Origin of the sequence: Streptomyces sp. NPDC005423 (assembly GCF_040606415.1) — a bacterium.
Taxonomy (GTDB): Bacteria; Actinomycetota; Actinomycetes; order Streptomycetales; family Streptomycetaceae; genus Streptomyces.
Window position 1 is genome coordinate 26,132 of record NZ_JBEXET010000048.1, and the last position, 25,212, is coordinate 51,343.

At 69.6% G+C, this 25,212-nt stretch carries 28 protein-coding genes and 4 pseudogenes; 15 read left to right on the plus strand and 17 right to left on the minus strand.

What is annotated here, in order from left to right; genetic code table 11:
- Window positions 1-987, minus strand: a complete 987-nt coding sequence (locus ABZT12_RS33410) for a DUF5937 family protein (RefSeq protein ID WP_356391587.1) — start codon at window positions 985-987, stop codon at window positions 1-3.
- 109 nt (window positions 988-1,096) lie between these two features.
- On the minus strand, window positions 1,097-1,267 hold the full coding sequence (locus ABZT12_RS33415) for a hypothetical protein (protein ID WP_356391590.1): 171 nt from the start codon (window positions 1,265-1,267) through the stop codon (window positions 1,097-1,099).
- Between the two features lie 297 nt (window positions 1,268-1,564).
- Between ABZT12_RS33415 and rph the strand changes: the two are divergent.
- Window positions 1,565-4,161, plus strand: a pseudogene (gene rph / locus ABZT12_RS33420) (rifamycin-inactivating phosphotransferase).
- A 122-nt stretch (window positions 4,162-4,283) separates the two neighbouring features.
- On the plus strand, window positions 4,284-4,931 hold the full coding sequence (locus ABZT12_RS33425; RefSeq protein WP_356391593.1) for a class I SAM-dependent methyltransferase: 648 nt from the start codon (window positions 4,284-4,286) through the stop codon (window positions 4,929-4,931).
- A 39-nt stretch (window positions 4,932-4,970) separates the two neighbouring features.
- Here the strand turns inward: ABZT12_RS33425 and ABZT12_RS33430 are convergent, their stop codons facing one another.
- Window positions 4,971-5,273 (minus strand): MerR family transcriptional regulator, encoded by a 303-nt coding sequence (locus ABZT12_RS33430; protein ID WP_356391597.1) that lies wholly within the window; start codon window positions 5,271-5,273, stop codon window positions 4,971-4,973.
- A 29-nt stretch (window positions 5,274-5,302) separates the two neighbouring features.
- Here ABZT12_RS33430 and ABZT12_RS33435 point away from each other — a divergent pair, with 29 nt between their 5' ends.
- Window positions 5,303-5,623: a hypothetical protein gene (locus tag ABZT12_RS33435; protein WP_356391600.1), complete on the plus strand. Its 321-nt coding sequence runs from the start codon at window positions 5,303-5,305 to the stop codon at window positions 5,621-5,623.
- A complete protein-coding gene (locus ABZT12_RS33440; RefSeq protein ID WP_356391675.1) occupies window positions 5,620-5,913 on the plus strand; it encodes a hypothetical protein in 294 nt (97 codons plus the stop codon). The genes ABZT12_RS33435 and ABZT12_RS33440 overlap by 4 nt, the downstream gene beginning before the upstream one ends.
- Here the strand turns inward: ABZT12_RS33440 and ABZT12_RS33445 are convergent.
- Window positions 5,865-5,981, minus strand: a pseudogene (locus ABZT12_RS33445) (MerR family DNA-binding transcriptional regulator); the annotation flags it as partial. The gene ABZT12_RS33440 and the pseudogene ABZT12_RS33445 overlap by 49 nt on opposite strands.
- 158 nt (window positions 5,982-6,139) lie before the next feature.
- On the opposite strand from ABZT12_RS33445, the gene ABZT12_RS33450 reads away from it, so the two are divergent.
- On the plus strand, window positions 6,140-7,120 hold the full coding sequence (locus tag ABZT12_RS33450) for a pyridoxal-phosphate dependent enzyme (RefSeq protein WP_356391668.1): 981 nt from the start codon (window positions 6,140-6,142) through the stop codon (window positions 7,118-7,120).
- 190 nt (window positions 7,121-7,310) lie between these two features.
- On the opposite strand, the gene ABZT12_RS33455 is transcribed toward ABZT12_RS33450, so the two are convergent.
- Entirely contained in the window at window positions 7,311-7,538 is a 228-nt protein-coding gene (locus ABZT12_RS33455; RefSeq protein WP_356391603.1) for a hypothetical protein, read from the minus strand.
- Window positions 7,539-7,588: 50 nt separating this feature from the next.
- On the opposite strand from ABZT12_RS33455, the gene ABZT12_RS33460 reads away from it, so the two are divergent.
- From ABZT12_RS33460 to ABZT12_RS33470, 3 genes are all read left to right on the plus strand, one after another.
- Window positions 7,589-8,326, plus strand: a complete 738-nt coding sequence (locus ABZT12_RS33460; RefSeq protein ID WP_356391606.1) for a phosphotransferase — start codon at window positions 7,589-7,591, stop codon at window positions 8,324-8,326.
- 141 nt (window positions 8,327-8,467) lie between these two features.
- Window positions 8,468-8,665 (plus strand): YlcI/YnfO family protein, encoded by a 198-nt coding sequence (locus tag ABZT12_RS33465; RefSeq protein WP_356391609.1) that lies wholly within the window; start codon window positions 8,468-8,470, stop codon window positions 8,663-8,665.
- On the plus strand, window positions 8,662-8,958 hold the full coding sequence (locus ABZT12_RS33470; protein ID WP_356391612.1) for a hypothetical protein: 297 nt from the start codon (window positions 8,662-8,664) through the stop codon (window positions 8,956-8,958). The genes ABZT12_RS33465 and ABZT12_RS33470 overlap by 4 nt, the downstream gene beginning before the upstream one ends.
- Before the next feature lie 924 nt (window positions 8,959-9,882).
- Here the strand turns inward: ABZT12_RS33470 and ABZT12_RS33475 are convergent.
- The 3 genes from ABZT12_RS33475 to ABZT12_RS33485 all read right to left on the minus strand — a co-directional run bounded on the left by ABZT12_RS33475 (window position 9,883) and on the right by ABZT12_RS33485 (window position 11,788).
- A complete protein-coding gene (locus tag ABZT12_RS33475) occupies window positions 9,883-10,329 on the minus strand; it encodes a heme-binding protein (protein ID WP_356391615.1) in 447 nt (148 codons plus the stop codon).
- A 115-nt stretch (window positions 10,330-10,444) separates the two neighbouring features.
- Window positions 10,445-10,765 carry an NIPSNAP family protein gene (locus ABZT12_RS33480; protein ID WP_356391618.1) on the minus strand — a complete coding sequence of 107 codons (321 nt, stop codon included), beginning with the start codon at window positions 10,763-10,765 and terminating at the stop codon, window positions 10,445-10,447.
- A 54-nt stretch (window positions 10,766-10,819) separates the two neighbouring features.
- Window positions 10,820-11,788 (minus strand): NADP-dependent oxidoreductase, encoded by a 969-nt coding sequence (locus ABZT12_RS33485; RefSeq protein WP_356391621.1) that lies wholly within the window; start codon window positions 11,786-11,788, stop codon window positions 10,820-10,822.
- Between the two features lie 142 nt (window positions 11,789-11,930).
- Here ABZT12_RS33485 and ABZT12_RS33490 point away from each other — a divergent pair, with 142 nt between their 5' ends.
- A complete protein-coding gene (locus ABZT12_RS33490; RefSeq protein ID WP_356391624.1) occupies window positions 11,931-12,308 on the plus strand; it encodes a helix-turn-helix domain-containing protein in 378 nt (125 codons plus the stop codon).
- 163 nt (window positions 12,309-12,471) lie between these two features.
- Here the strand turns inward: ABZT12_RS33490 and ABZT12_RS33495 are convergent, their stop codons facing one another.
- On the minus strand, window positions 12,472-13,065 hold the full coding sequence (locus tag ABZT12_RS33495) for a hypothetical protein (protein WP_356391627.1): 594 nt from the start codon (window positions 13,063-13,065) through the stop codon (window positions 12,472-12,474).
- 64 nt (window positions 13,066-13,129) lie between these two features.
- On the opposite strand from ABZT12_RS33495, the gene ABZT12_RS33500 reads away from it, so the two are divergent.
- Window positions 13,130-13,642 (plus strand): PadR family transcriptional regulator, encoded by a 513-nt coding sequence (locus ABZT12_RS33500; RefSeq protein WP_356391630.1) that lies wholly within the window; start codon window positions 13,130-13,132, stop codon window positions 13,640-13,642.
- Between the two features lie 143 nt (window positions 13,643-13,785).
- Window positions 13,786-14,804 (plus strand): annotated as a pseudogene (locus ABZT12_RS33505) (helix-turn-helix domain-containing protein).
- 274 nt (window positions 14,805-15,078) lie between these two features.
- Here ABZT12_RS33505 and ABZT12_RS33510 read toward each other — a convergent pair.
- From ABZT12_RS33510 to ABZT12_RS33520, 3 genes are all read right to left on the minus strand, one after another.
- Window positions 15,079-15,240, minus strand: a complete 162-nt coding sequence (locus tag ABZT12_RS33510; RefSeq protein WP_356391633.1) for a hypothetical protein — start codon at window positions 15,238-15,240, stop codon at window positions 15,079-15,081.
- A 98-nt stretch (window positions 15,241-15,338) separates the two neighbouring features.
- Window positions 15,339-16,034, minus strand: a complete 696-nt coding sequence (locus ABZT12_RS33515) for an alpha/beta hydrolase (RefSeq protein ID WP_356391636.1) — start codon at window positions 16,032-16,034, stop codon at window positions 15,339-15,341.
- A 357-nt stretch (window positions 16,035-16,391) separates the two neighbouring features.
- A complete protein-coding gene (locus ABZT12_RS33520; RefSeq protein WP_356391639.1) occupies window positions 16,392-17,942 on the minus strand; it encodes an MFS transporter in 1,551 nt (516 codons plus the stop codon).
- Between the two features lie 126 nt (window positions 17,943-18,068).
- Here ABZT12_RS33520 and ABZT12_RS33525 point away from each other — a divergent pair, with 126 nt between their 5' ends.
- The gene (locus tag ABZT12_RS33525) at window positions 18,069-19,091 is read left to right on the plus strand and encodes an Lrp/AsnC family transcriptional regulator (protein ID WP_356391642.1); all 1,023 of its coding nucleotides are present in this window, start codon (window positions 18,069-18,071) and stop codon (window positions 19,089-19,091) included.
- A 47-nt stretch (window positions 19,092-19,138) separates the two neighbouring features.
- Here ABZT12_RS33525 and ABZT12_RS33530 read toward each other — a convergent pair whose 3' ends face one another.
- Genes ABZT12_RS33530 through ABZT12_RS33540 form a run of 3 tightly spaced genes read right to left on the minus strand, consistent with a single transcriptional unit; the run spans window position 19,139 to window position 20,660 of the window.
- Window positions 19,139-19,336, minus strand: a complete 198-nt coding sequence (locus tag ABZT12_RS33530) for a hypothetical protein (protein WP_356391644.1) — start codon at window positions 19,334-19,336, stop codon at window positions 19,139-19,141.
- Window positions 19,324-19,992, minus strand: coding sequence for a hypothetical protein (locus ABZT12_RS33535; RefSeq protein WP_356391647.1), 669 nt, complete (start codon window positions 19,990-19,992; stop codon window positions 19,324-19,326). Before ABZT12_RS33535 ends, ABZT12_RS33530 begins: the two co-directional genes overlap by 13 nt.
- Complete coding sequence (locus tag ABZT12_RS33540) at window positions 19,917-20,660, minus strand: hypothetical protein (RefSeq protein ID WP_356391650.1); 744 nt, start codon at window positions 20,658-20,660, stop codon at window positions 19,917-19,919. The genes ABZT12_RS33535 and ABZT12_RS33540 overlap by 76 nt, the downstream gene beginning before the upstream one ends.
- 262 nt (window positions 20,661-20,922) lie before the next feature.
- On the opposite strand from ABZT12_RS33540, the gene ABZT12_RS33545 reads away from it, so the two are divergent.
- The gene (locus ABZT12_RS33545) at window positions 20,923-21,252 is read left to right on the plus strand and encodes a deoxyxylulose-5-phosphate synthase (RefSeq protein ID WP_356391653.1); all 330 of its coding nucleotides are present in this window, start codon (window positions 20,923-20,925) and stop codon (window positions 21,250-21,252) included.
- Window positions 21,253-21,435: 183 nt separating this feature from the next.
- Here the strand turns inward: ABZT12_RS33545 and ABZT12_RS33550 are convergent, their stop codons facing one another.
- Together ABZT12_RS33550 and ABZT12_RS33555 are read right to left on the minus strand one after the other, a co-directional pair.
- Window positions 21,436-22,749: an MFS transporter gene (locus ABZT12_RS33550; RefSeq protein WP_356391672.1), complete on the minus strand. Its 1,314-nt coding sequence runs from the start codon at window positions 22,747-22,749 to the stop codon at window positions 21,436-21,438.
- A gap of 123 nt (window positions 22,750-22,872) precedes the next feature.
- A complete protein-coding gene (locus ABZT12_RS33555) occupies window positions 22,873-23,712 on the minus strand; it encodes a patatin-like phospholipase family protein (RefSeq protein ID WP_356391656.1) in 840 nt (279 codons plus the stop codon).
- 138 nt (window positions 23,713-23,850) lie between these two features.
- Between ABZT12_RS33555 and ABZT12_RS33560 the strand changes: the two genes are divergently transcribed.
- Both ABZT12_RS33560 and ABZT12_RS33565 read left to right on the plus strand, forming a co-directional pair.
- Window positions 23,851-24,507 carry a TetR family transcriptional regulator gene (locus ABZT12_RS33560; RefSeq protein WP_356391659.1) on the plus strand — a complete coding sequence of 219 codons (657 nt, stop codon included), beginning with the start codon at window positions 23,851-23,853 and terminating at the stop codon, window positions 24,505-24,507.
- A 22-nt stretch (window positions 24,508-24,529) separates the two neighbouring features.
- A pseudogene (locus ABZT12_RS33565) lies at window positions 24,530-25,048 on the plus strand (phosphotransferase); the annotation flags it as partial.
- Between the last annotated feature and the right edge of the window lie 164 nt (window positions 25,049-25,212).

Sequence of the window (25,212 nt, forward strand, 5' to 3'; positions counted from 1 at the left end):
TCAAGTGGTCGCCATCCGAGCCGCGTTGACCAGGTCGGAACCGGCGCGGGTGCGGGTGTGCAGGACGAGCTCGCCCTGCTGCGAGGTGCTGAGGAGTCCCGCCGCGCGCAGTGCGGACAGATGGTGGCTCACCGTGGCGGTGGAGACGCCCACGCGACGCGCGAGCTCCCCGGACGTGGTGGCGATCCCGGTGGCGATCAGGATGGAGGCACGGGTGTCGCCCATCAGCCGTCCCAGGGCCCGGAGGGTGACCGGTGCCGCTGTCCTGTCGCTCCCCGCGGGATAGACCAGGACGGGCGGCAGAGTCTGATCGGCGAGCGAGTTCGCGGTTCCCTGGCAGAAGTGCGACGGCACCAGGAGCAGTCCCCGTCCGTCCAGGTGGAGGGTCTGGTCGACGGAGTACCGCACCTCCAGCACCGGAGGGGTCCACCGCATCAGTGGGCGGTAGCTGTCCAACAGCCCCTGAACTCCGCTGTCGAGGAGAGCCCGGGTGCGTACGGCCCGATCCGCCTCGACGCTGTTACGGATCGCGTTCCAGTGCGGGGCGAGGGCGATGCGCTGGTAGTCCCACAACAGCTGTCGTAGATCTGCCCTGGCCTCGGGATCCGCTTCGTGCAACCGTCGCAGCCAAGCGGACCCATGACCCCGGCCGAGGGGTCCCAACTGACCGCGCAGCACATCTCTCGGGCTGCCGGCCACCGTCTCGATGATCGATTCGCTTCCCTGGTGCCGAAGGGACTCCGGAGTCAGGAAATCCGGGAAGTATCCCGAGGCCGGGATCATGGGCATCAGCATGAGCCGAATGCGCGGCAGCAGATCACTGCGGGACGCGTCCGCCCTGACCTGCTGGTACCACGATTCATACCGCGCCACGGCTAATCGTCTGCGTAATCGGAAGACACTCAGTACCAGTTCCCACATGAGGTCCGGCGACGAAGCCACCCTGGTTTTCAGCAGGTCTTCGGTCGTGAAATGAATTCGCAGCATTACCCACCCCCGCGAGCCCCCGCGCCTCGTAAGCCAACGTCTATAGCAGGAGTGCCCGGCTCGCAATAATATTCTCTGCACCGACACGCGAGTTTCTGCCGACAGCCCGTCATAAGACCTCGGCACGGCGGATCGACAGATGGTGATCGTCGGGCGGCTCGGGGAGGTGCGCGCCGGCCGGTGCGAGTCGCGCCCGGAAGAAGGTTCTGGCCGCTACGGCGGAGAGCCGGGCCACGATCAGATACCGCGGACGGCACAAGGCGAAGGCAAGGAGATTCACTCTCCTTGCCACTTCCAACGTATAGCGCACCGGGGGGCTTGCGGCAAGACCGGGGTGGTGGCCCAAAATCAGCGGCCGAGGCCACAACCTGCGGAAATGAGGGCACGACGTGCGTGTGTTGTCGATGTGTGGGGGACGCGGTGACGTCTCCGTGGCGCAGCGGCCGGCCGACTCGTCGGGGGGAGGGCAGCCAGTGAGGAGGGCGTGCCCGACAAGGGGCTCGACGGAGCCGGAGCCGCCGGTGGGCCGACCGGACGGTGCGGCGCGCCGCGACACGGCTGCCCTGGAGGTAGCGCGATGACCGGGCCGTACGTGCGGGAGCTTCACGAGGTCGACGAGACGCAGGTCGCGGTCGTCGGCGGCAAGGGGGCGCAGTTGGGCGGCCTGTCGCGGATCGAGGGCGTCCGCGTGCCGCCCGGCTTCTGCGTGACGACGGAGGCCTTCCGGCGGATCACGGCGGCAGCGCCCTCGCTCGACGACCACCTCGACCGGCTGTCGCGTCTCGACCCGGACGACCGGGCGGCGATCCGAACACTCAGCGCGCAGATCCGCCGGACCATCGAAGGGATCGCCGTCCCCGGTGATCTCACGGAGGCGATCACCCGCGCGCTCGCCCGGCTCGGTGAGCAGGCCGCCTGCGCCGTCCGGTCCAGCGCTACCGCGGAGGACCTGCCGACGGCCTCCTTCGCCGGCCAGCAGGACACCTATCTGAATGTCGTGGGGCCGGCGGCGGTCCTCCAGCACGTCAGTCGGTGCTGGGCCTCGCTGTTCACCGAGCGGGCGGTGACCTACCGCCGGCGGCACGGCATCGACCACCGTACGGTCCGTATGGCCGTGGTCGTGCAGCAGATGGTCTTCCCGCAGGCGGCCGGCATCCTGTTCACGGCCGACCCCGTCACGGGCGACCGGAAGGTCGCCACCGTGGACGCCGGCTTCGGCCTCGGCGAGGCCCTGGTCTCCGGCCTGGTGAACCCGGACGTCTTCAAGGTGCGCCACGGCGAAGTCGTCGCCAAGGCGATCGCCGTCAAAGAGCGGGCCGTCCGCGCCCTGCCGGCCGGTGGTACGCGGGACGTGCCGATCGACCCGGAGCGGCAGGAGCAGCCGGCGTTGACGGACGCTCAGGCCGTGCGGCTGGTGCGGTTGGGGCGGCGGATCGAGGCGCACTTCGGCCGCCCGCAGGACATCGAATGGTGCCTGGCCGATGACGGCTTCCAGATCGTTCAGAGCCGGCCGATCACCACGTTGTTCCCCATCCCCGAGGCGGACGACGAGGAGAATCACGTCTACGTCTCAGTCGGCCACCAGCAGATGATGACCGACCCCATGAAGCCCCTGGGTGTCTCAGTGTGGCAGCTGACGGCCATGGCGCCGATGCCCGAAGCCGGCGGGAGGCTGTTCGTCGACGTCACCCGGCGTCTGGCCGCGCCCGCGAGCCGCGCCGGCCTCCTGGAGCTCATCGGGCGAGGCGATCCACTGATCAGGGACGCGCTGGAGACCGTCCTCGACCGCGACGGCTTCGTCGCGTCGCTCCCCGACGCGGCTCCCGTCGGGCCGCCGGCCGGCGGAGCGCCCGCCCCCGCCGAACCTGATCCGGCCATCGTCGCCGAACTGATCGAACGAAGCCGGACCACCAACGCCGCGCTGGAGCGCGACATCCGGCAGAAGACCGGACCGGCGCTGTTCGACTTCCTGCTGGAGGCCTTCGCAGAGCACAGGCGGGTGCTCAGTGATCCGCTGAACATTCAGGCGATCATGGCCGCGATGGAGGCCACATGGTGGCTCAACGACAAGCTGGGGGAGTGGCTGGGGGAGAAGAACGCGGCTGACACGCTGACGCTGTCCGCCCCCGGCAACGTCACCTCGGAGATGGGGCTGGCCCTGCTCGACGTCGCGGACGTGATCCGCCCGCGCCCGGAGGTGGTGGCGTTCCTCCAAGGCGTCAAGGACGACGACTTCCTGGACGAGTTGGCGAAGCTCGCGGGCGGAACCGAGGCGCGCGACGCCATCGAGGCCTACCTCGACCGGTACGGCATGCGATGCGTCGGCGAGATCGACATCACGAGGCCACGGTGGCGCGAACACCCCACCACGCTCGTGCCGTTGATCCTCGACAACGTGAGGAACTTCGAACCGGGCGCCGCCGAGCGGCGCTTCGAGCAAGGGCGGGAGAAGGCGCGGCAGAAGGAACAGGACGTGCTGGCACGCCTGCTCGACCTGCCGGACGGTGAGCGGAAAGCCGACGAGACCAAGCGGATGATCGACCGGCTCCGTGCCTTCATAGGGTATCGGGAGTACCCGAAGTACGGCATCGTCAGCCGCTTCTTCCTCTACAAAAAGGCCTTGTTGGCGGAGGCCGAGCGCCTCGCGCGGGCCAACGTGCTGCGCGAGAAGGAGGATGCCTTCTACCTCACGTTCCAGGAGTTCCACGACGCCGTGCGCTCGAACCAGGCGGATCACCAGCTCATCCAGCGCCGCAAGGACGCGTTCCGTGCCTACCACGCGCTCACACCGCCCCGGGTGCTCACGTCGGACGGCGAGGCACTCAACGGTGCCTACCGGCGAGACGACGTGCCGGCCGGTGCCCTGGTCGGCCTCCCGGTCTCCGCCGGGACCATCGAGGGGCGGGCCCGCGTCATCCTCGACATCGCGGAGGCGGAACTCGCGGTGGGCGACATCCTGGTCACCCCTACACGGACCCCAGCTGGTCCCCGCTGTTCGTCGGCATCGCGGGCCTGGTGACCGAGGTGGGCGGCTTGATGACCCACGGCGCGGTGATCGCCCGTGAGTACGGTTTGCCGGCCGTCGTCGGCGTGCAGCAGGCCACCCGACTGATCCGGGACGGGCAGCGCATCCGTGTGCACGGAACGGACGGGTACGTCGAGATCCTGCCCTGACCGGACACACCGGGATCTCCCCCTGCGCGCCCACCCGGACCAGCCAGGCCGGGGGTGAACCGGCGTAGGGGAAACAGCGAACCTCGCGACCCGCCTCAGCCCCACGGACTACGGTCGCGAACATGGTCGAACACGATGCTCTCAGTGCCACCCGCGAGGCATACGACGCTGTCGCCCCCACCTACGCGCAGCTGTTCCGCGACTCGCTGCGTGACAGGCCCCTGGACCGGGCGATCCTGAATGCGTTCGCCGAGGTGGTCAACGCGAACGGAGACGGTCAGGTCGCGGATCTGGGGTGCGGACCTGGCCATATCACCTCGTACTTGGCCGAGTTGGGGACGACGGCGTTCGGTGTCGACGCCTCTCCGGCGATGGTCGAGTTGGCCCGACACACCTATCCGGACCTGCGGTTCGAGGTGGGTTCGATGGCCGCGTCGGACATCGCCGACGGCGCGCTGGGCGGCGTACTCTCCCGGTGGTCCATCATCCACACCCCGCCGACTGAACTCCCGTCCATCCTGCGGGAGTTCAGCCGGGTGCTGGCACCGGGCGGCCACCTCCTGCTCGGGTTTTCGGCAAGCGATGACGCGTCCCACCCGACGCAGCTCTTCGACCACACCGTCGCGCCGGCCTACCGGTGGTGGCCCGATCACCTCGCCGCGCTGCTGCGCGAGTCCGGGTTGTCCGAGGTGGCCCGGCTGGTTCGCGAACCGCAGCCCACCGACCGACGGCAGTTCCAGGAGGTCCAACTGCTCGCCCGCAGAGCCTGAGACCGAAGAACGTCACAGGGCGTCGCAGGGCGCCGTGGGTCATCGGTTCGCGCGGCCTTGGAGTTCGGTGAGGTAGTCGGCGATCGCGTCCCGGTTGCGGGCCAGGACGTCGATGCGCTGGGTCAGCCTGTCACGCTCATGTTCGAGCGCCGCCAATGTCTCGGAGGTGACGCCTTCGAAGACGATCGGATCGCGCGGGGATTCCAGGCACGGCAAGAGTGCGCGGATCGCCTGCGTCGACAGGCCGGCCTCCAGTAGTCCGCGGATCTGCTGGACGCGGCCGAGGGTTGTCTCGCTGTAGTCGCGGTAGTTGTTGGCCCCACATGGCGTCGGCCGACGCATCGGCTATCGGGTGCAGTTGGACACCGCAGTTGGACACCTCCGTCGGCAGTGGTAACCAGATACCGGAACAGCCCGGCGTCCGCCTCGGCCTGTTCAGTGACTTCCCCGACCTGTCGGACGACGCCAGTCTCGTCCTGCTCCGTATCGAGAACGACGGCCGCGAGTCCATCGGTGAGAGCGACTACACCAGCCCCGGCCCGGCCCACGGCCTCACGGTCGTCTTCACCGACCGAACCGTCCGCCGGGTCTCGGTCCCGCAGCTCAACGCCGAACACCTGACGGACCACTTCGCCCGGCCGGGCGCCCTCCTCCACAGCGGCAACCGGATCCACTCCCCCGTGTCCCGTTGAACCAGGGTGAGCACTACAAGCTGTTCGTCCTGCTCAGCGACGGTCCGGCCGGCTCCGAGGTACGGATCGTCGGCGGCCCGCGGGAAGGCGAGGTGCACCCCAACCAGGCCAAGCCGGTCGACGAGACGGCCCCCGCGCTCAACCGCACGGCCTACGGGATCATCGGCACGTTCTGCCTCGCCCTCATGGTGCTGGCCGGGCTGGTCGTCCAGGCCGAGACCCGGCACGCGCACCCCGCGGTACCGGCAGCCGTCCGCGCGGACGGCTGTACGAGGCCTACCTGGTCATAGTGATGCAGCGTGCGGACGCTCACCCCGGCCAACTCGGCCACGCGTCCAACGGTCAGGTGGTCATCCACGCCGTCGACTATGTGCCATGACGCCGCGTGAGGGTCAACGCTGCGCCGCACCACGACAACGTCACCTGGGTCACCAGCCTTCGTCCGGGCCTCAACCGACGTACGGTTTCGGCCAGTTAATCGTGGAACAGGCGCCGGTGGCGCTACGCTGCTGTGCCGTGCTGGAGACGCGTCTCGACACCGCTCGCATCCGGGCGGCTCGCGGGCTGATCGACCCGGTGTTTCTCGACACCCCGCTGTACTGCTGCGAGGCACTGGAGCCGGGCCTCGGGTGCACGGTGAGCATCAAGCTCGAAACGGCGAACCCGGTCCGCAGCTTCAAGGCCCGCGGCACCGAGATCGTCGCGAGCCTGCTCGCCGACGACGGCTCGCGAGCCGTGGTGTGCGCGAGCTCGGGCAACCTTGGCCAAGCCCTCGCTTGGTCCGGTCGCGGCCGGGGGCTCCACGTCACCGTCGTGGCATCCCGCTTCGCGACGGTGGGCAAGCTTGATCGCATCCGCGCGTTGGACGCCGGGTTGGAACTGGTGGACGGCGACCACGAGATGGCGCGCGAGCGGGCGGCGGCCATCGCGCGGTACGACGGCATCCGGCTCGTCGAAGACAGCCTGGACATCGAGACCTGCGAGGGCGCGGCGACCATCGGCCTGGAGCTGGTTGACGCCGCTCCGTCGTTCGACACCGTTCTGCTCGCTCTCGGCGGCGGGGCGCTGGCCACCGGCGTGGGTCACGTGGTGAAGGCACTGGCACCCGAAGTCGAGGTGATCTGCGTCCAGCCGCTGGGCGCACCGGCGTTGACACACTCGTGGCACCAGCGGCGCGTCGTCACCACTGACTCCACCGACACCATCGCTGACGGCGTCGCCGGCCGACGACCCATCCCGGCCGTTCTGGGCGACCTCCTCCTGGTCGCTGACGACGCCGTCCTGGTCCAGGAGGCGTCGATCATCGCCGGTATGCGGATGCTCCTCGACCGCGCCGGCCTCGTCGTCGAACCTTCGGCAGCGCTCGGCATCGCGGCGATCCTCGAAGACCGTGACCGCTTCGCCGGCCGACACGTCGTCACCGTCGTGTGCGGCAGCAACGTCGACGTGGACGCCTACCACCAGTGGCTCGGCGCGGCTCCCCTGCACAGGTGTTGACACTGGCTCGTCGATCGCCGCAGAACCGCACGGCTCACCTGAACGGGCACCGGCGCACCGTTCCCGTCCGCGTCTGCCGCGCAGTCCGGTGGGGAAGCCGTGGCGCCTGACCGGGCCGCCCTCGTTCCGGCGTCGGCACTGCCGCAAGACACCACGTCAGGTGGGGCAGGTCGTGGCCCGGCTCTCCGTTCTACGTCAGTGGTGTGGTCGGTGTCGCGGGAACGCCGGCCGGGAGCCCGTCGAGGTGTTGGAGGATCTTGGTGCGTAGCGGGGCCGTGCTCAGGCAGTTGATCTCGTCGATGATGGTCAGGGCCTGGATCCAAGTGCTGACAGGGCGGTGACGTAAGGCCGTCTCACGCGTCGAGCCCCCGTTCATCGCGCCCGAGGGCTCGACGCCACCCCGGAAACGATCACTCAACCTTCCCTGCGATGCCGGAGTCCCTCGCCGAGATCGTGCACAGTAGTGGGATGTCCGAGTCGTCCTTGTCTGGTGGTTCCATCAACCACGTGGTGCGTGTCGGCGCCACCGTGCGCCGGCCCACCTCGGCCGCCACGAAGTTCGTCAGCGACCTGCTGAAGTCGTTCGAGGCCAACGGCTGGCCCGGTGCACCGCGCCACCACGGCATCGATGAGGACGGCCGGGAGGTCCTCACCTACGTCGACGGGCATGTGGCCTGGGAACCGAGGCAGCCGTCGGCCGTGTACTCCGACGAGAGTCTGCTGCGGGTCGCACAGCTTGTGCGGCAGTTCCACGATCTGACGGCAGGCACGGCCCTGGCCGGAGCACATGAGGTCGTGTGTCACAACGACCTCGCGCCCAAGAACACCGTCTACCGACCCGTCAGGGGTGAGCTGCGCCCGGTGGCCTTCATCGACTGGGATCTGGCGGCCCCAGGAGCGCGCATCCACGATGTCGCCCACGTCTGTTGGCAGTACCTCGGACTCGGGCCGAGCGTCGGAGACGTCTCCGACACCGCGCGACGGTTGCGGTTGATCGCGGACGGCTATGCACTGGTGGACCGCCGTGCTCTCGTCCCCACGATCTTGTGGTGGCAGGACAGGTGCCGGCGCGGCATAGAGGCCGCTGCGGAGTCGGGAAACCCCGCGATGATCCGTCTCCGTGCAGCCGGAGCGGTGACGGAGGTGCGGGAGGCGTATCAGTGGGTCTCCGATCACCGGCTCGCTTTGGATCGTGCCCTGCGCTGACCCACCGGCTGCGATCATCGCGGGCACCAGAGCTCCGGCCGGTCCGCACGCCGCGGAGGGGCGCTCGGTCATTCCTCAGCAGAATGCAACCGTATTTGCAACCACCTGACGCCACCACTGTCTGGTGGCTATGCTGCAACCATGACCGTGACCACCATGACCCTGCGCATCCCCGACGAACTAGCCCCCTCGATCAAGGCAGCCGCCCTTGAGGCGGGGATGAGTGTGAACGCGTACGTCGTCCGCGCCGCGCGGCGCGCCGCCACCCTCGATGCCGCCCACCAACTCGCCTCGCTGGGGCTCGGCGACGAGCTCACGGGTGAGGGCGACACGCTGTGAACCGTGGTGAGATCTGGGCCCTCCCCGACGGCCGTAACGTCCTGATCATCAGCCTGACCGGCCTTGAGGAGTCCTACGGCGCCGTCCTGACGATCGTGCTGCACGAAAGCGGCCGCTACCCGGACACCGCCATGTCGGTCGTGATCGGCGACCCCCTCCCGTGCACGGCTGTGGCGGTCAACATCGCCCAGTTGAAAGTCACCCGCTTCGAAGGCGCCAAGCAGCTCGGCCCCGTGGACCCTGCCACGATGGCCCGCGTCGACCAGGCTCTGCGGGCGGTCCAGGATCTGTAACAGGGATGAGTTCCTCGCCCTGTGCGCAGACTGAGGAGAGCACCGGCGTCGTAGCGGCGACCGTGACGGTGACGTGGGCCGTGCCCCAACTCGGCGCGTGGGAGGCCGCCTTGGCGACATCGCGAACCGGCAGTCGATAGCTGATGGCCGCCGCCGGGGCGAGCTATATCCGGACGTATCGCAGGTAGCGCACGGTGTCGTGGCCTGACACCGTCGCCAGTTGCCAGTTGCCAGTTGCCAGTCGCCAGTCGCCACTCGCGCGACGCGATCCGCGATCCGCGGTACGGGCTCACGCCGGTGTAGGTGATCAGTTCCGGTCCGGTCAGGTGGTAGGCACGGCCCGCGTGCTCGCTCGGTGCGGCGGCGATCACGGCCGCGGTCGCCGTGCCGTCCCGCGCATCGATCATCCCGACCTGTCCGTCGTCGGCCGACATCAGGCTGGTGATCTTCACGACGTGGGTCACACCGTTGCGGACGGCGCTGTCGATGACCGCGACGGCCGGGCCGCCGCCCCGCCTGGACCGCCGCTCGTGTGATGCGTCGGGCTGTGCATGGACGGGCCGGTGCGGACACCGGTCGACCTGGCGCCCGCACCTCGTACCCGCACCTGAACATCGCCGAGGCCACGGGCTCTTCTACGACGGCCTCAGCCGGGGCGGGATCGACAGCGCCCCGGCTGAGGGCCTTGCCGGGATGGATGTCGTTGCCAAGGGCGGCGTACGGTCGGACAGAGCCGGCCGCGGACATCGCATCATGGCTGAGGTCGAACGCCAACTCGCTTAACAGTAGGCCCTGTTGGCGCGACTCGGCTCGGCCAGGTGGGGCCTGGTGTGGCGTAGCCTCGCCCTCGGCCGAGATGAAGGCAGGCACCTGATGGCATCGCCGTACAACCGCGCGAACCGGTCACCCCGCCCGAGTCGATCCTCAGCCGGTGGGCGGCTCGAACCCGGCGAGGGAGAGGGCTTGTTCGGCGGCCTGCTGGTCCTGGTCGTAGGTGCCGCCGGAGATTCCCAGGCCGCCGATGCACTGACCCTTGTCGGTGATCGGGTAGCCGCCGCCGACCGCCATCAGACGGGGGTGGCCGGCCAGCGGCGCGACCCGCGGGTTGGTGAGGTGGTCGTTCCACGTGTGCGTGGGAGTGCGGAAGGAAGCCGCGGTCCACGCCTTGTCGACGGCCACTTCAGCGGCGAGGAAGGGCACGCCGTCCGCGCGGACGAAGGCCTTGAGGTGGCCGCCCGGGTCGGTGACGGCGACGGCAGCCGCGAAGCCGATCTGGGCGGCGGCCGAGTGCACGGCCGCGATGAGGGCGTCGGCGGCGGCCTGGGTGATGGAGAAGGCGGGCAGTGACTTGGCGTCGGTGTCGGTGCTCATGAACGGTTCCCTCTGTAGCCGGATGGTGCGGTGGTGCGGGATCGGCAGGTGGTGTGGGTCGTGCGGGTGGTGTGGGGTGCGCTCACGGCCGGGACCGGTGAGGGGGCAGGGCGAGTCAGAGCAGTGGCGAGGCGGGGGTGGGGACCACGCGGGTGACGACGGACTGCGTGGGGATCAGCAGGTCGTGGACGGCCGGGCCGATCTCGTTCTTCCAGCGGTCGTGGTCGTAGACGGCCTTGTACAGGGCTGTGTGGTGGGCGTCGTCCTCGAACCGGCGGATCCACACGTAGCCGTCCTCGTCGTCGTCGACGACGAAGGAGGCGGTCAGCTGCATGCCGAGCGAGGTCTGGAACGGGAGCACGACGTCCTCCATGTAGCGCACCCACTCCTCACGGCGTCCGGGCTGCGCCTGGTAGCGGCGGATCTCGTAGAACACGGCGTTACTCCGAACTGTCGAACTTGCGAACGGTCAACTGGCAAGGGCGCAGAGCTAGTTGGTGACGGTGAGGACGAGCTTGCCGCGGGTGCGGCCGGCGTCGCCGCGGTCGTGGGCCAGACCGGCCTGATCCAGCGGGAAGGTCTCCTCCACCTCCACCCTGACCTCGCCGGAGTCGATCAGTGCGGCGATCGTGGTCAGTGCGGCGCCGTCCGGCTCGACCAGGAACGGGGTGACGCGCATCCCGGCCGTTGCGGCGGCCCGCGCCAGCTCGGGGGAGACCCCGGCGGGGATGGCGACCAGCAGACCGCCGGGGCGCAGCGCCTTCAGTGAGCGGGTGCTGGTCAGGTCGTGTGCGTCGCCCACCAGGTCGATGACGACGTCGACGTCGGCGGCGGCGTCCTCGAAGCGGGTGGTGGTGTAGTCGATGGTCTCGTCCGCGCCGAGTTCCTTGAGCCAGGTGTGGCGTGCGGCGCTCGCGGTGGCGATCACGTGGGCGCCCAGGTGCCGGGCGAACTGGACCGCGAAATGACCGACCCCGCCGGCTGCGGCGGTGACGAGGACCCGCTGGCCGGCCTGCACCTGGGCGGTGTCGACCACGGCCTGCCAGGCCGTCAGCGCCGCCAGCGGTACGGCGGCGGCGTGCACGTGGTCCAGGGTGGCGGGCTTACGGGCGAACTGGCGGGCCGGGGCGGTCACATACTCGGCATAGGCGTTCGCGGCGCGCGGGAACCACGGCATCCCGTAGACCTCGTCGCCCACCTTCAGCGTCGTCACACCGAAGCCGACCTCCTCCACCACGCCGGACACGTCCCAGCCGAGGGTGAACGGCGGCTCGCCCAGCACGCCGGCCATGCCGGTGCCGCCGCGGGTCTTCCAGTCCACCGGGTTGATCCCGGCCGCGTGCACCCGCACCAGTACCTCGGTGGGCAGCGGCGCCGGCCGCGGCACCTGCTGGACGCGGAGCACCTCCGGGCCGCCGAAACCGTCCTGGACCACAGCGCGCATCGTGTCAGCTGACATGACGTCATCTCCTCCATCAAGAACCTTGCGGGAGGCCCTTGGTGGCCCTCCCGTCGATGTCGGCGACGCTATCCCCGTGGATATAGTTACCTGCAATGACTTCTACTTCCCATCGGGAAGTGACCTGGTGAGGAGAGGGAGCATGACGACCACCTGCCCCAGCGGCCAGCACGCGCATCACGACGTCTACTCCGCGCAGTGCCCTTGCCGCGCCCTGCTCGACCTGCTCGCCAACAAGTGGTCGGCTCTGGCCATCGGCGCCCTTGAGGGCGGGGCCCAGCGCTTCGGGGAGCTCCAGCGCAAGCTCCAGGGCGTCAGCCCCAAGGTGCTGACCCAGACGCTCCGGCGCCTGGAGGACTCCGGCCTTGTCGACCGTACGGTGTACCCGGCCGTCCCACTGCACGTCGAGTACGCCCTCACCCCCCTCGGTCAGAGCGCCGCCGTCCCGCTCAACGCGCTCCGCTCCTGGGTCGAGCAGAACATCGACCAGGCCTTCCGGCCGGAACCGGCCACGGCATAACGGCACGGATGCTCCGGCACCGCAACACGCGCACTCGCGTACGGCGCCGGATGACTCGGCGGGCGCGTGCCGGTCACCGGCACGCGCCCGCCCTGTCGATCGGCTGGTTCCCATGCTTCTGAAGGGCCCGTCCAGCGCGCCGTCCTTCAGCAGCGGCCGAGCGTCAGACCGTCGGCGCGGCGGCCTTGGCCTGGACGTGGGCGACGTAGCGGACGGTGAAGATCATCGGGACGGCGAAGCCGGCGATCTGGACGAGCGTGGCGCCGGTGGAGTGCGCGTGGCCTCCGTGTTCCAGCACGGCGAGCGTGACGGCGGTCAGGACGAACGCGGCGGTCCAGACAGCGGTGATGACGACGTTGACGTGGATGAACGCCTTGAGTTCCCACATCTCGCGCGGAGTGGTCCGCTTGGCGATGCCCAGCGTGAACGGCCTGCCAACGGCCATGGAGACTCCGGCGATGACGGCGAGGGTGCCCGCGGAGAGGGCCGCGGAGTAGGTGTGCACGTCCGAGTCGTGGTGGGTGAAGGCGATGACGGCCAGCACGGCGAAGAAGACCGCGGAGCCGGCTTCGATGATGAGGGCGTCGAAGCCCGCGCCGGAACGCACCTGCTCCGCGATGACCGCCACGGCGATCACCAGCGCGGCCAGTGCTGCCCACTGCCAGTCTCCCGAGGGAATCACGGCGAAGACGATCCACGGCAGGAAGGTGCGCAGGTAGGACATGGTCTCCCCGATTCGTAATCCCTGTTCTGACATGTCGAAGATAGAAGGTCCGGCAATGACATGTCAATAGTGGAAGGTGGCGGGTACAGTGGAGGACATGAGCCTCAGACACGCACTTCTCGGCCTGCTCTCGGAGCGCACCGCCAGCGGATACGACCTGCTGAAGCTCTTCGACACCTCCCTGGCCAACGTCTGGCCGGCCACGCAGAGCCAGATATACACGGAACTGACGAAGCTGGCCGGTGCCGGACTGATCACCGTCGCGGCGGAAGGGCCCCGGGGACGCAAGGAGTACGCCCTCACGGACGAGGGGCTGGCCGAACTGCGGCACTGGATGACGGAGACCAGGCCCCAGCGGGTCCTGCGCAGTGACATCCTGCTGCGGGTCTTCTTCCTCGGCGTGCTCACGCCGGAGCAGGCGCGCGCCTACCTTGACGAGCTCGCCGGTATGTCCGAGCAGGAGCACGACGACCTTCAGCGACTCATGGAGTCCATCGACTGGGGCGACGACAACCTCGCGGTCTACGGCCGCATCGCCCTGGAATACGGGCTCCGCTTCAACGCGATGCGCCGCGAGTGGGCCGAATGGGCCGCGGCACAGATCAAGTGACGGCCACCGGACGCGGGCAGCAACTACGCCGCTGCTACGGCTGGTTGGGGATGACTGCGGCCTCGTTTCCCCAACCGGCGGCCGAAACGGACCGTTCCCGTGTGGCGGGTCCCCGATGATGTCGTCGCTGCGGCCCTGGTCCGATGCTTGTGAGCAGGTTGCCTCATCGTTCGCTCGGCGGTCGCAGGCCAAGCGCCGCGCGGGTTGGGTCAGTTGAAGGCCGTGGCCACGGCATCCGCGAGCTGGTTCAGGATGTGCCGCGAGAGGTGCACGGGGCCGGTGAACGAGAGGAATCCGTGGATGGCGCCCTTGACCGGGAGGTGCTGGACCGGCACTTCCTGAAGTCGCGCAGGGACCGGATCCGGCCTGCCGACGTCGGGTTGCCGACCGGACCCCGCCGTCGTGTGCCGGGGCTGCGCTGCGAGGAGATCGCTCAGCTGGCCGGCGCCTCGGTCGACTACTACATCGAGCTGGAACGCGGGGCCGGCGTCCAGCCGTCCGAACAGATGCTGGCCGCACTGGCCCGCGCGCTGCGCCTCAGCCGGGACGAACGCGATCACCTCTTCGCCCTGGCGGGCCGCCCGCTACCTTCGGGCGGCGGACCGGCCGAACATGTGCACCCAGGCATGCTGGACCTACTGCACCACCTGGACGGCACACCGGCCCAGGTCGTCACCGACCTGCGCGTCACACTGGTGCAGAACCGGATGGCCGGCGCACTGCTCGGCCCGCCACCGGCCACCACCGGGCGGACCGCGAGCTTCCTGTACCGGTGGTTCACCGACCCGGCGGCACGGGCGCTCTACCCGCCCGAGGACCACCCCCGCCACACCCAGGCGTTCGTCGCCGACCTACGAGCGGCCACGGCCCGGCGTGGCGACGACGACCCCGAAGTCGCCGCACTGATAGCCGAGTTGACCGCCCATAGCCCCGAGTTCACCGAACAGTGGGCCGGGACGATGTCGAATTCCGGCGCAACGACCGCAAGCGCCTCCTCCACCCCGATCTCGGGCTGCTCGAAGTCAACTGCCTGAATCTGTTCAGCGAGGACGGACGGCAACGCCTGCTGTGGTTCACACCCGCCGTAGGCACCGACTCGGTCGCCAAGCTGGAGCTGCTCGCCGTACTCGGAACACAGAGTCTCGCGCCGGAACAGCACTGAGAGGGCTGTCAACTCCCAGTCGGCCCGCCCCGTGCTCACGTGCTCATGACGCGCCGGACACGGTCTGGTCGGCCCACTCCCGGGCTGACTGTCGCGGCCCCTGCGGCCGAGCAACAAAGGACTGGGGCGCAGCGACTGTCCCCTGTACCGGAAGGCAGCTGCCTGGCGTTGGTGGTAGGCGGTTCCACGGCTCACGGCCCACAGCGACAGTGACAGAGACAGCGACCAGAGGCTCGACAAACTCCCACCTGTGCGACCAGCGTCTCGGCCGAGATCAACGTTGGCTGGCAGGCTTGCCCGGGAGTTCGGTGCGACTGCCCCGGCAGGAGTAGACGACCTCCACCGAACCGCCAGGGAGGGCACGCTCGCGCTGGAAGGCCAGCGCGGTGTCGGGGCTGAGCATGGGTGTCAGCCGCTGGTCAGCGCGGTCTGCCACCCCTGGCGCGTCGAGGAGGACTTACAAGGAGCCAAGGGCCTGGCCCACCTCGACCGGGTCGGCACGCTGGGAATTGATGGGCAGGGCCGCAGCTCGGATCAGTTTGCGGAATCCTCTTCGGGCCGAAGCATCGCCGAGATTGCCGCGGCCACTTCCTCGGGATGCGACAGTGGCGAGAGGTGGCTGCTGGGGAGCTCGGTGACGACGGCTCCGGCGCGTGCGGCGAACCATCGCTGCAGTTGCGGATCGAGGATCCGGTCGTGGGCGCTGAGCACGTAGCCGCAGGGGAGGTCGTGCCAGGCGCCCGCAGAGGCCGGAGCCGTCAGGCAGGCTCCATGGGTCGGCTTCTGCATGGCGGCCAGGCTCCGGGCAAGGCGGGGCGGCAGGTCGTGGGCGAGTGCGTCACCGAACAGTTCCGGGTCCACGTCCGACCAGCCGTCCGCAGCGAACCGCAAGGCCACACGGCCTGGCATCTCGGCACCCTTGTCGCTCAGCATGCCGATGGTCTCCCCTTCACCAGGCACGTAGCCGGCCACGAAGACCAAAGAGTTGACCTGGGGGTGCTCAAGTGCCGCGCCGGAGATGACGGTGCCGCCGTAGGAGTGTCCGACGAGGGTGACCGGTCCTTCCAGCGCGTCGATGTGCCGACGGGTCCAGGCGATGTCGTCCGCGAGTGAGGTCATCGGCAACTGGACGGCCAGTGTTTGATGGCCCTGTTCGTGCAGGTGGCCTATGACCTCCTGCCAGATCGAGCCGTCGCTCCAGGCACCGTGGACCAGCACTACGTTTCCCATTTCACACTTCCTTTTGTCATGACTGCCTTGAGTGATTCCTGCCGGCCCGGCGGAGGTTTGAGTTCCTCCGACGTGAGACCGGGACACGGCGCGATCACGTACGAGACGGTGGTGTTCTTTCAATTTCTCGACGTTGAACGGGTGAGGTGACGAAGATCGACTCACGGCGCAACGTGTGAGTACGTCGGACGACTTCGCGCAGCGCATCCGTGGCCTTTTCGCCGTGGCGTCAGCCCGTCGCCGGAGTCCGGCAGTTCGCGGGCGGCGCCCGCGCCCGCGCCCTGTTCGCCGTCCTGTCCCCCACCAGTTCCGGAGCCGTGGGCCGCGCCCTCGTTCCCGCCGGTCCCGGCGTTGGCGTCACGTCCGCGCAGGGGTGGATACCTTGCCTGCGGCCTCGGAGGTACGGCCGGAGCCGGGTGCCGTACGGACCAGGAGCAGTACGGCCACGGCGCCGACGGCCGCGGCCAGGGCCGAGAGGAGGAAGACGCGGTCAAGACCAGCGGCGAAAGCCTGGTGGGCGAGGTCCGCCGCCGCCTCGCGGTGCCCGGCCGGTGCGGAGGCGATCACCTCTTTCGCTTGGCCCGAGGCCAGGGCGTCGGCGGCGTCGGCGGCGTGCGGCAGCTCGCCGTCTGTCAGCGTGGTGGCGGCATTGCTCGCGAAGACGGCGCCGAGGACCGCGATGGCCAGGGTCATGCCCAGTTGGCGCGCCGTGTTGATGGCTCCGCCCGCCATGCCGGCGCGCTGCCGCGGCACGGCGGAGGTGGCGGCGGAGACAAGGACGGGCGTGGCCAGGCCCACCCCGAGACCGGTGACGACCAGACCCCAGGTGAGCGACGTCGCGCTCGCGCCCTCCGACATACCGGCGCGCAGCAGGAGCATGCCCGCCGCCACCAGCAGCAGACCCAGCCCGATGGGCAGGCGCGGGGAGAGCCGCTGGATGTGCCGGCCGGTCACAGCCGAGACGAGGAACGACGCGGCCGCGAGCGGGGTCAGAGCGAGTCCCGCCCCGATGGGAGCGAGTCCGGCCAGGGACTGCAGCCACAGCGACACGAGCGCTAGGCAGCCGAAGGCGCTGGCCTGCAGGAGAAGCGCGCCGGTCAACAGCCCGGCGAAGGAGGCGTTGCGCAGCAGCGCCAGGTCCAGCATCGGGGTTGCGCCGCGGTGGGCCGTGCGGTGTTCCACCACCACGAAGGCCACGAGGGCGAGCGCGGCGACAGCGTAGGAGACAAGGGTGCCAGGCGAGCCCCAGCCGTCGTCGGACCCGCGGATGAGTCCGTAAACGAGGGCGCCGGCGGCCACGCTGAAGGTCGCGGCCCCGGGGAGGTCGATGCGGTTCTTCCGGCCGACCGCGGCCGGCCGGTCGGCAGCCATGAAGCGCCGGGTCAGAACGATGGCTACGACCGCGACGGGCAGGTTGATCCAGAAGATTACGGGCCAGCTGATGCGCTGCGTCAGGACGCCGCCGAGCAGCGGACCCGCCGCCGCTGCGGCCCCGTTGGTCGCACCCCACAGCCCGAAGGCCGTACCGCGGTCCCGCCCCTGGTAAGAGGCGAGCAGCAGAGCGGGAGCGGTGGCGAACATGGCGGCTCCGCCGATGCCCTGCACAGCCCGGGCTGCGATGAGCACACCGGCATCGGGAGCGAAGCCGCACGCGAGCGAGGCCACGGCGAACAGTGCGAGCCCGCCCACATAGGCTCGCCGGTGCCCATAGCGGTCGGCGAAAGCGCCGGCAGCGAGCAGCAGCGCCGCCAGAGCTAGCGCGTAGGCGTCGATGACCCACTGCAGCGACGCGAAGGACGCGCCGAGGTCACGGGCCATGCTGGGCAGCGCCACGTTCACGATGGTGACGTCCACCAGCAGGATGCCCGCGCCGAGACAGACCGCTATGAGCGGTCCCCACTTACGCATGTCGTCATCTCCGTTCAGGGATCGGGGAACGGACCGAAGCCTCGGTCCTCGACAACTGTTGACGGCATGCACGCGATCAGATGACTCGCACGGCCAGATTTGCACGTATTCCCTAGAATCGATGTCGTGAAGACGTATCTCGACAGTCCCGACCGTGTGGGGCATCACCTCACCGATGAAGACCTGGCCCTGGCGCACGCCCTCCAGCTCAACGGCCGCGCCTCCTTCACCGAGATCGCAGCCGTGCTGGGCGTCTCCGACCAGACCGCGGCTCGCCGCTTTACCCGCCTGCGCACCACCGGGAAACTGCGCGTGCTCGGTCTGACCGACCCGTTCCGGCTGGGAGACCTGTCATGGTTCGTGCGCGTGCGGTGCACTCCGGACGCATCCGCCTCCATCGGCTCGGCACTGGCCCGTCGCACGGACACCACCTGGGTCAACCTCACCTCGGGGGGAACGGAGACGATGGCCGCGGTTCGCGCCCGCGGGCCCGGCCTGGAGGAGCCCTTCCTGGTGCAGCAGCTGCCCCGCACCCCCCGAGTGGTCGACGTATCCGCGCACTGCGTCCTGCATGTGTTCTTCGGCCAGGACCTCGGCTTCATCAACAAGAGCGGACCGCTGACCGACGCACAGGTCGCCGCACTGACCCCGCGGCCAACGGACGGGGGGTGGACAGCCGGCTCGGAACCCGTCGTGCTGGACGACCGCGACCGACTACTGCTCGACCTGCTGGCCCGCGACGGAAGGGCCCCGGTGGGCGAACTGGCCGCGGCCACCAAGCTGTCCGAGTCCACAGTGCGCCGCCGCATCAACGATCTACGCGCCGAAGGCGTGCTGTACTTCGACGTGGACTACCACCCCGACGTCCTGCACCGAAAGCTCAGGATCGCGCTCTGGCTGGAGATCGACCCCGCGCGGCTGGCCGAGGCAGGCGAGGCCCTGGCGGCGCATCCCGAGGTGTCCTTCGCCGCGGCGGTGACCGGCGCGACGAACCTGTACGCGAGCATCCAGGTGGAGTCGGCGCAACTCCTGTACTGCTACCTGACCCAGACTCTGTCCGGACTGCCCGGACTGCGGCACACAGTGACCACGCCCATCCACCGAACCCTCAAGGGCCCGGGCCCATACCCGCTGCCACCGGAACTATAACTGAGCGTGTTGTGATGCTATGGCCTCGAACGCTGTCACGCACGTGATCACTCGTGCGGGACCCGCACGTATGTGATGTCGCCGCACCACTTCTCATTCAACTCCTCGGCACGGAAGTCGCGTTGGACGAGGTCCGGGGCGCGTGGCGCGAGCCGATCGGGGACCATGCTGCGCTTGCGGCGCCGCGGGTGGCGGTGAGGCTCCCCCTGCCAGCCGGACGGCAGGTTCTCGATCAGGTCGAGCACCCGTGCGTCACGGGCGGCCCGGCGGACACCGTCCATGTCCCGGGGGCGGTCGTCGGCTCCACGCTCACTCCGTTCAAGGCGGGCGCGACGGCTCCCGGGTAGGTGAACGTCACGTCTTCGGTCCGCACCGCCCGCACGGGTGCGGGAAGGGCCGCGCCGGTACGCGGGATCATGTGTTCGCCCGCGATCTCGATGGCGTACTCGGTGTCGGTGAGGAACAGCAGCTCTTCGTAGAGCCGATTGACCTGCTGTACCAGGGAGGTCAACCGCGCTGTCGAGGACCGGATGGCGACCACCGCGGTCCCGCCGACGGCGAGCGGCAAACCCCCGGCGGCCAGCAGCCACCAGAGCAGCCCGTAGCAACCCAGGGACGCGAGGCCCGCGAAACCACCCGTGATCAGGTCCGTTGTCGCCTGCGCCCGGGCCAGGCGACGTTGCTCGGCTTCTGTCTGCCGGGACATCTCCTCGTAGCTGGCGAGCAGCTTGGCGCCGGCCGCGTGCACACGGATCTCCCCGGCGGCGTGCGGGCGGGTCAGGTAGGCCAGCAGGGAGGAGATCGCCCGGCGGTGGTCGACCCAGTTCAGGCGGGAGAGGTAGTCGCGGCGCGCGGAGCGGACGGCTCCCCATCCCTTGGGCAGGGCGATGGCCAGCAGCATGGGCAGCAGCGCCAGTGCAGCGACACGAGGACAACGGCGGCCGCCGCCATGCCGATGACCACGTTCCCCACACCGACCGACAGCCGGAGCATGCTGCGGGCCGAGTCGGTGCCGAACTTCGCTGCTTCCAGGACCCGTTGCACCTCCGGTCGCTCGGTCGCCTCCACCTCGACGTCGGTGACGGCCGCGTAGTACCGGGCGGACACCGCACGTTCCACCTGGGGTTCCAGTCGGCCCGACATGGCGGTCGACCACGCGGCCAGGAGCGCCGTCACCACCGCGGTGACCGCGAGCACCGTCAGCGAGGGCAGGGCCTCGCTGAGCTTGTCCGCGGTCGGACCGTCCGCGAACAGTTCGGTGAGCACCCTGTTGACCGCGACCAGCCCCCACCCGGCCGCCACGCCCTGCCCGAGTTGCGCCGCTACGACCCCCGTCAGCGCATGTGGGTCCGTTTGCCGACCGGTGCGCAGAACCATCCCCATCATACGAGGCAGGGCGGCGGCCATGTGCCCGAACCCGAGCCGGGTCAGGGGGCCTGCGTGCCGCACGTAGGACTGGTCGTAGCGCAGGCGGCCGCCGTACAGTTCGCGCTCCGCGTCCGAGATGGTGTCCTTGGCCGTCGTCTGCGCACGCTGCGCCGCACCGGTGGGTGTTCCGGCTGATGTCAACGTGCCTCCTCCAGGGATGGGTCCGGGCGGTGTCGTCAGTCCAACGACACCGCCCGCCTTTGGAACACATGTCTTTCGGTCTGGCTGTGCGGCCTGTTTTTGAGCGGTTGGCTGAAGGTGTGCGGTGCACGGACCCTTGCGGTGCGGACACCCGTGCTCAGCCAGGGTTGGCCGAAATGCCGATGGCCGTCGCTGGGTGCTGGGTTGAGGCTGCGCACAAAAATCTGGGCGCGGCCGTCGATGAGTCCCTGAGGTCGAGCTCATGGCTCATGCGAAGACGTCGTACGTCTGCCTCTCCTGCCGGGCCCGCTACAAGCAGCCCTACGACAGCACGCGGCGGCGGACCTGTCCCCGCTGTGCGGAGCCGCTGATCCACGTAGGTTCGGCGTTCGCCGCGCCCCGGCGGCGGGACGTCGCGGCGTGGCGAACACTGACGCTGCTGCTGAACGCCGGGGTGCGCTTCCGCAAGAGTTGCTGCGCCGGGCCCGGATATCGCCCTCGGAGTCTGCGGGAGGTGCGTGAACGGATGACGTACGCGCAGCGCGGTGGCGAGCCGATCGCGCACGCGCTCATCCGGCGGGACGTGGGGTGACGGACGGGCTGGGGACGGCACGCGCAACTGGCCGACGGAAGGCCTCAGTTACACCGAACCACCCGGGTCCGGGCCCACCCGTATCCCGCGCCATCGGTGACGACCGCCGGCGTGCGAATCCTGCGCGGCGACAGCCTACGGCAGCTGGACCAACCGTCCGGCGGCCCCTCGCCACCCTTCAGCTCAGTGGACTGGTTCTGGCGCGTGGGTGTGCGGAAGGTCGCGCTCGCGGCGTATCGGGCTCGCGGCGAGGACGAGCCAGCTGGGCGCGACGATCCCCGTCATGATCCACATGGCCGGCCGGTACCCGACCGCGTCGCCGAGCACGCCGCCGAGCAGGGACCCGAGCGGGATGGTGCTGTGGTTGATCATCATGGCCGTCGCCACGACCCGGCCGAGCATGTGCGGCGGGCAGTATGCCTGCCGGAAGCTGCCGACCACGATGTTGGCCACCGAAATGCCGATCCCGACGAGGAAGGCGCCCATCGCGAACAGCAGTAGCCCAGGCCCTGCCGTGGTCATCGGCAGGAGCAGCGCGAACGGCGCGGTGGCGACCTGCACGAGAAGCAGTCCGCGCGCGGTGCCGAACCGTCGGCCGACCCAAGTGGCCACGAGCGCGCCCACCACGCCGCCGGTGCTGCCGCTGGTCAACAACAGCCCGACCATGGCGGGGTGCAGCCCGACAGTACGGACCAGGAAGGTGACCTGGACCGCCTGGTAGCCCATCAGCGCCATGTTGATCACGGCGCCCCAAGTGGCCATCGACCGCAGGTACCGGTCCCGGCCCACGAAGCGGAGCCCCTCGCTGATCTGCCGTCGCAGGGGGACGCGTTCCTCGTCGGTAGCGCGGTTCGGCTCGACCACGTTGATCCGCTTCAGGCAGACAGCGGACACCAGGAAGGTCACCGCGTCGGCCACGAGCGCGGTGACCGCGCCGAGCGTCTGGGTGAGCAGCCCCGCCACCCCCGGCCCGGCGACCTGGGTGGCGGCCTCGCTGCCCTGCAGTTTGGCGTTGCCCTCCAAGAGGTCGCGGCCGTCGAGCACGATCCGGATGTACGAGTGATAGGCGGTGTTGAAGCACACGGCCGTGGTGCCGCAGATCAGCGCGACGACGACCAGGTGCCGAAAGGTGAGCGCGTCGAGCCACGCCGCCAGTGGAATGCTCACCAGCGCCGTGCCTGCCGTCAGATCGCACGCGATCATCAGCGGCTGTTTGCGCATCCGGTCCACCCATGCGCCTACCGGCAGCCCCACCAGCAGCCAGGGCAGCCACACCGCCGCGGCGAGCAGACCGACGGCGGTGGAGCCGGCGTCCAACACCTCGACCGCGATCAGCGGCAGCGCGACCACGGTGATGCTGTTGCCCAACCCACTCACGGTCTCGCCTGTCCAGAGCAGGCGAAATTCCGGCCGGGTCAAGACTCCCCATCGGGATCGGGATCGGGATCGGGATCGGGGCCGGTCCGGCGTGTCATTCATCGAGTCCACACGGGGCATCATGGCGCGAGCTCTTCAACTCGCCTTACCAGGTGCGCAGTTGGGAAGACCGAAGAGTTGAGCCCCGGGTAGGTGGGTATTGCGTCTGCCTGATCTTTGACGGGACGTGCGCTTCGACGCGAGTCACCCCTGCCAGAGGTCAACCACCGAAGGGGCCAGTGCGCTGGCCTGGGTGTGGCCCGCGCGGGCGGCGGCCGGCCGGCGGGTGTCGTCCGCCATGTTGCGGCCCATCGTGCGGCGCGCGGCGCGGTCCGGGGACAGCAGGACGACACGTGCTCCGTCGTCGGACAGTTCCGCGGCCTGCCGCGAGGCGCTCGGATGCGGGCCGACCGCCTGGGGGAGCGGCGCGATCGCCAGTACCCGGCGGTAGCCGCGTGCGAGCCGGAGGTTGGCGGTCGAACGGCTACCTCCGTCCATCCAGCGCCGGCCTGCCACGGTGACCGGCGGCCACACGATGGGTACGGCGCAACTCGCCGCGACTGCTTCGAGGAGCGGCACTCCGGAGCGTGCGTCGAACACTTCGACTCGTCCGGTCCGCGCGTCGACCGCAGTGATCCGCAGCTCCGGCTCGGGCCAGTCGCGTACGTCGCCCAGGAGCGCACCGACCGTGTCGAAGACGTCCGACTCCGGGCCGGTCCGGGCGCGGAGTGCTGCCCGGGCGAGGCGTTCGATGGACCGCTGGGGATCGCGGGAGCCGAGTGCCGCCCAGAGGAAGCGCGCCGTCTGACGCGCTGTCACGGGCAGGTGCACCGCGTCTGCTCCGGAGAGTTGACGCTCGTACAGGTACGCGGCAGGGACACCGGACCGGAGCCGGGATCCGAAGACGGCACCGGCGGAGGTGCCGATCACGAGGTCGGCGCTGCCGAGATCGATGCCGGCTTCGGTGAGCCCGGCGAGCACCCCGGTCAACCAGGCCCCGCCCACCGGTCCGCCGCCGCCGAGCACGAGAGCGGTATCAGGCATGTTTCCCCTCCCCGTGAAAGACCGCGGACAAGCCGCCCACGGCACGCAAAGCGGGGACCAGTCCCCGTTAGCTCGGCCGACGATAGCATCCGTACCGGGGAACACTCCCCGGTTCGAGGTGAGGAGCGTGGAGACGTGATGAGTGACCGTTCGCCGGTAGGGCGCCGCGACGCGCTGCGCAACCGGAAGTTGCTGGCGGACACGGCCCGCGAGGTCTTCGCCGAACAGGGCCTGGACGCCCCGCTCGATGTGATCGCCCGGCGGGCGGGCGTGGGCAACGCCACCCTCTACCGCCACTTCCCGACCCGTGCCGCGCTCGTCGACGAAGTCTTCCGGGACGCGCTCACCGAGACCGCGGCGGCGGGCGAACTGGCGCGCACCGCCGAGGACGCGTGGGCGGGACTGACGCAGTACCTCCGCACAGTGTTCGCGGGCCTGGCCGCGGACCGCGGCACCAATGACCTCATGACCACGAACCTGGAGGGTGTCACCTCCCTGCACGCCATCCACGCCCACAACCGCGAAACCATCGACGAACTGATCCGGCGCGGACAGGAGCAGGGGACCATCCGTCCGGACGTCACCACCGACGACCTGCTCTTCACCGTGGCAGCACTGGGCAGAGCCGTACCAGCGCTCACCACCGTGGCCCAGGACGCCTGGCTCCGCCCGCTCACCCTGCTCCTCGACGGCCTCCGCGCCAACCCGGCCGCGCCCCCGCTGCCCGCGACCGCCCTCACTTCCGACCAGCTCGGCAGGGTGCTGCGCAACCTGGGCCCACACAGGCAACGTTGAGGGGCCCTGACTCACGGAGCGCCGGCCGCGGGCTTGTCAGGCGTGGACCAGTCCAGAGCGGGTGGGCCTTCCCGGGAGCTCGAAGCAGCCGGAGGTCTGGCGCCGTGCCGTGGATGTGATCCGCCGACCGGCCCCGATCTACCGGCCTTCCTTCCTGCACCGTGATTTCCACCCCGGGAACGTGCTCTTCGCGGGGGAAGGAGCCGACCTGGTGATGACCGGTGTCGTGGACTGGGTCGAAGCCTCCTGGGGACCCACTGACCTGGACGTGGCCCCCTGCTCCACTGCGCTTGCTCTGCTGCACGGTGTGAGTGTCGGCATGCGGTTGGCGGACCACTCCATCGCAGCCGGTGGAACGCTCAGCGATGACCCGGCTGACCACCTGTACTGGCGTCTGCTGGACGCGCTGGCCTTCGCGCCGGACGCGGAGAAGGTTGCCGGGCCCTGGCGGAAACTCGGGAGGGAGGACCTGACGCCAGCCGGAAGTCCATCGCGCTGTCCTCGACGGGTGAGCCCGACCCGTCCCACAAGAACGCGATGACCATGAGCGGCGTCGGATACCTGACCTTCGAGCAGCTGCAGAGCCTGCCCACCGATCCCGACACGGGTAAGGCGCCGGTCAACTCAGCCTGACCAAGCCGCTCGAGGGGGCCACCCCCCCCCCGGACGCCCCCACCCCAGGCAACGCCACCACCCCAGAAAAAC

What these genes read in the sequence shown, in the direction of transcription:
- ABZT12_RS33555 (WP_356391656.1), bottom strand. Translation starts at nt 23,712, where the DNA reads ATGCCTGATACCGCTCTCGTGCTCGGCGGCGGCGGACCGGTGGGCGGG.
- ABZT12_RS33465 (WP_356391609.1), top strand. Translation starts at nt 8,468, where the DNA reads ATGACCGTGACCACCATGACCCTGCGCATCCCCGACGAACTAGCCCCC.
- ABZT12_RS33460 (WP_356391606.1), top strand. Translation starts at nt 7,589, where the DNA reads ATGTCCGAGTCGTCCTTGTCTGGTGGTTCCATCAACCACGTGGTGCGT.
- ABZT12_RS33490 (WP_356391624.1), top strand. Translation starts at nt 11,931, where the DNA reads ATGACGACCACCTGCCCCAGCGGCCAGCACGCGCATCACGACGTCTAC.
- ABZT12_RS33500 (WP_356391630.1), top strand. Translation starts at nt 13,130, where the DNA reads ATGAGCCTCAGACACGCACTTCTCGGCCTGCTCTCGGAGCGCACCGCC.
- ABZT12_RS33515 (WP_356391636.1), bottom strand. Translation starts at nt 16,034, where the DNA reads ATGGGAAACGTAGTGCTGGTCCACGGTGCCTGGAGCGACGGCTCGATC.
- ABZT12_RS33410 (WP_356391587.1), bottom strand. Translation starts at nt 987, where the DNA reads ATGCTGCGAATTCATTTCACGACCGAAGACCTGCTGAAAACCAGGGTG.
- ABZT12_RS33560 (WP_356391659.1), top strand. Translation starts at nt 23,851, where the DNA reads ATGAGTGACCGTTCGCCGGTAGGGCGCCGCGACGCGCTGCGCAACCGG.
- ABZT12_RS33475 (WP_356391615.1), bottom strand. Translation starts at nt 10,329, where the DNA reads ATGAGCACCGACACCGACGCCAAGTCACTGCCCGCCTTCTCCATCACC.
- ABZT12_RS33430 (WP_356391597.1), bottom strand. Translation starts at nt 5,273, where the DNA reads ATGCGTCGGCCGACGCCATGTGGGGCCAACAACTACCGCGACTACAGC.
- ABZT12_RS33495 (WP_356391627.1), bottom strand. Translation starts at nt 13,065, where the DNA reads ATGTCAGAACAGGGATTACGAATCGGGGAGACCATGTCCTACCTGCGC.
- ABZT12_RS33485 (WP_356391621.1), bottom strand. Translation starts at nt 11,788, where the DNA reads ATGTCAGCTGACACGATGCGCGCTGTGGTCCAGGACGGTTTCGGCGGC.
- ABZT12_RS33535 (WP_356391647.1), bottom strand. Translation starts at nt 19,992, where the DNA reads ATGCTGCTGGCCATCGCCCTGCCCAAGGGATGGGGAGCCGTCCGCTCC.
- ABZT12_RS33550 (WP_356391672.1), bottom strand. Translation starts at nt 22,749, where the DNA reads ATGCCCCGTGTGGACTCGATGAATGACACGCCGGACCGGCCCCGATCC.
- ABZT12_RS33520 (WP_356391639.1), bottom strand. Translation starts at nt 17,942, where the DNA reads ATGCGTAAGTGGGGACCGCTCATAGCGGTCTGTCTCGGCGCGGGCATC.
- ABZT12_RS33425 (WP_356391593.1), top strand. Translation starts at nt 4,284, where the DNA reads ATGGTCGAACACGATGCTCTCAGTGCCACCCGCGAGGCATACGACGCT.
- ABZT12_RS33545 (WP_356391653.1), top strand. Translation starts at nt 20,923, where the DNA reads ATGGCTCATGCGAAGACGTCGTACGTCTGCCTCTCCTGCCGGGCCCGC.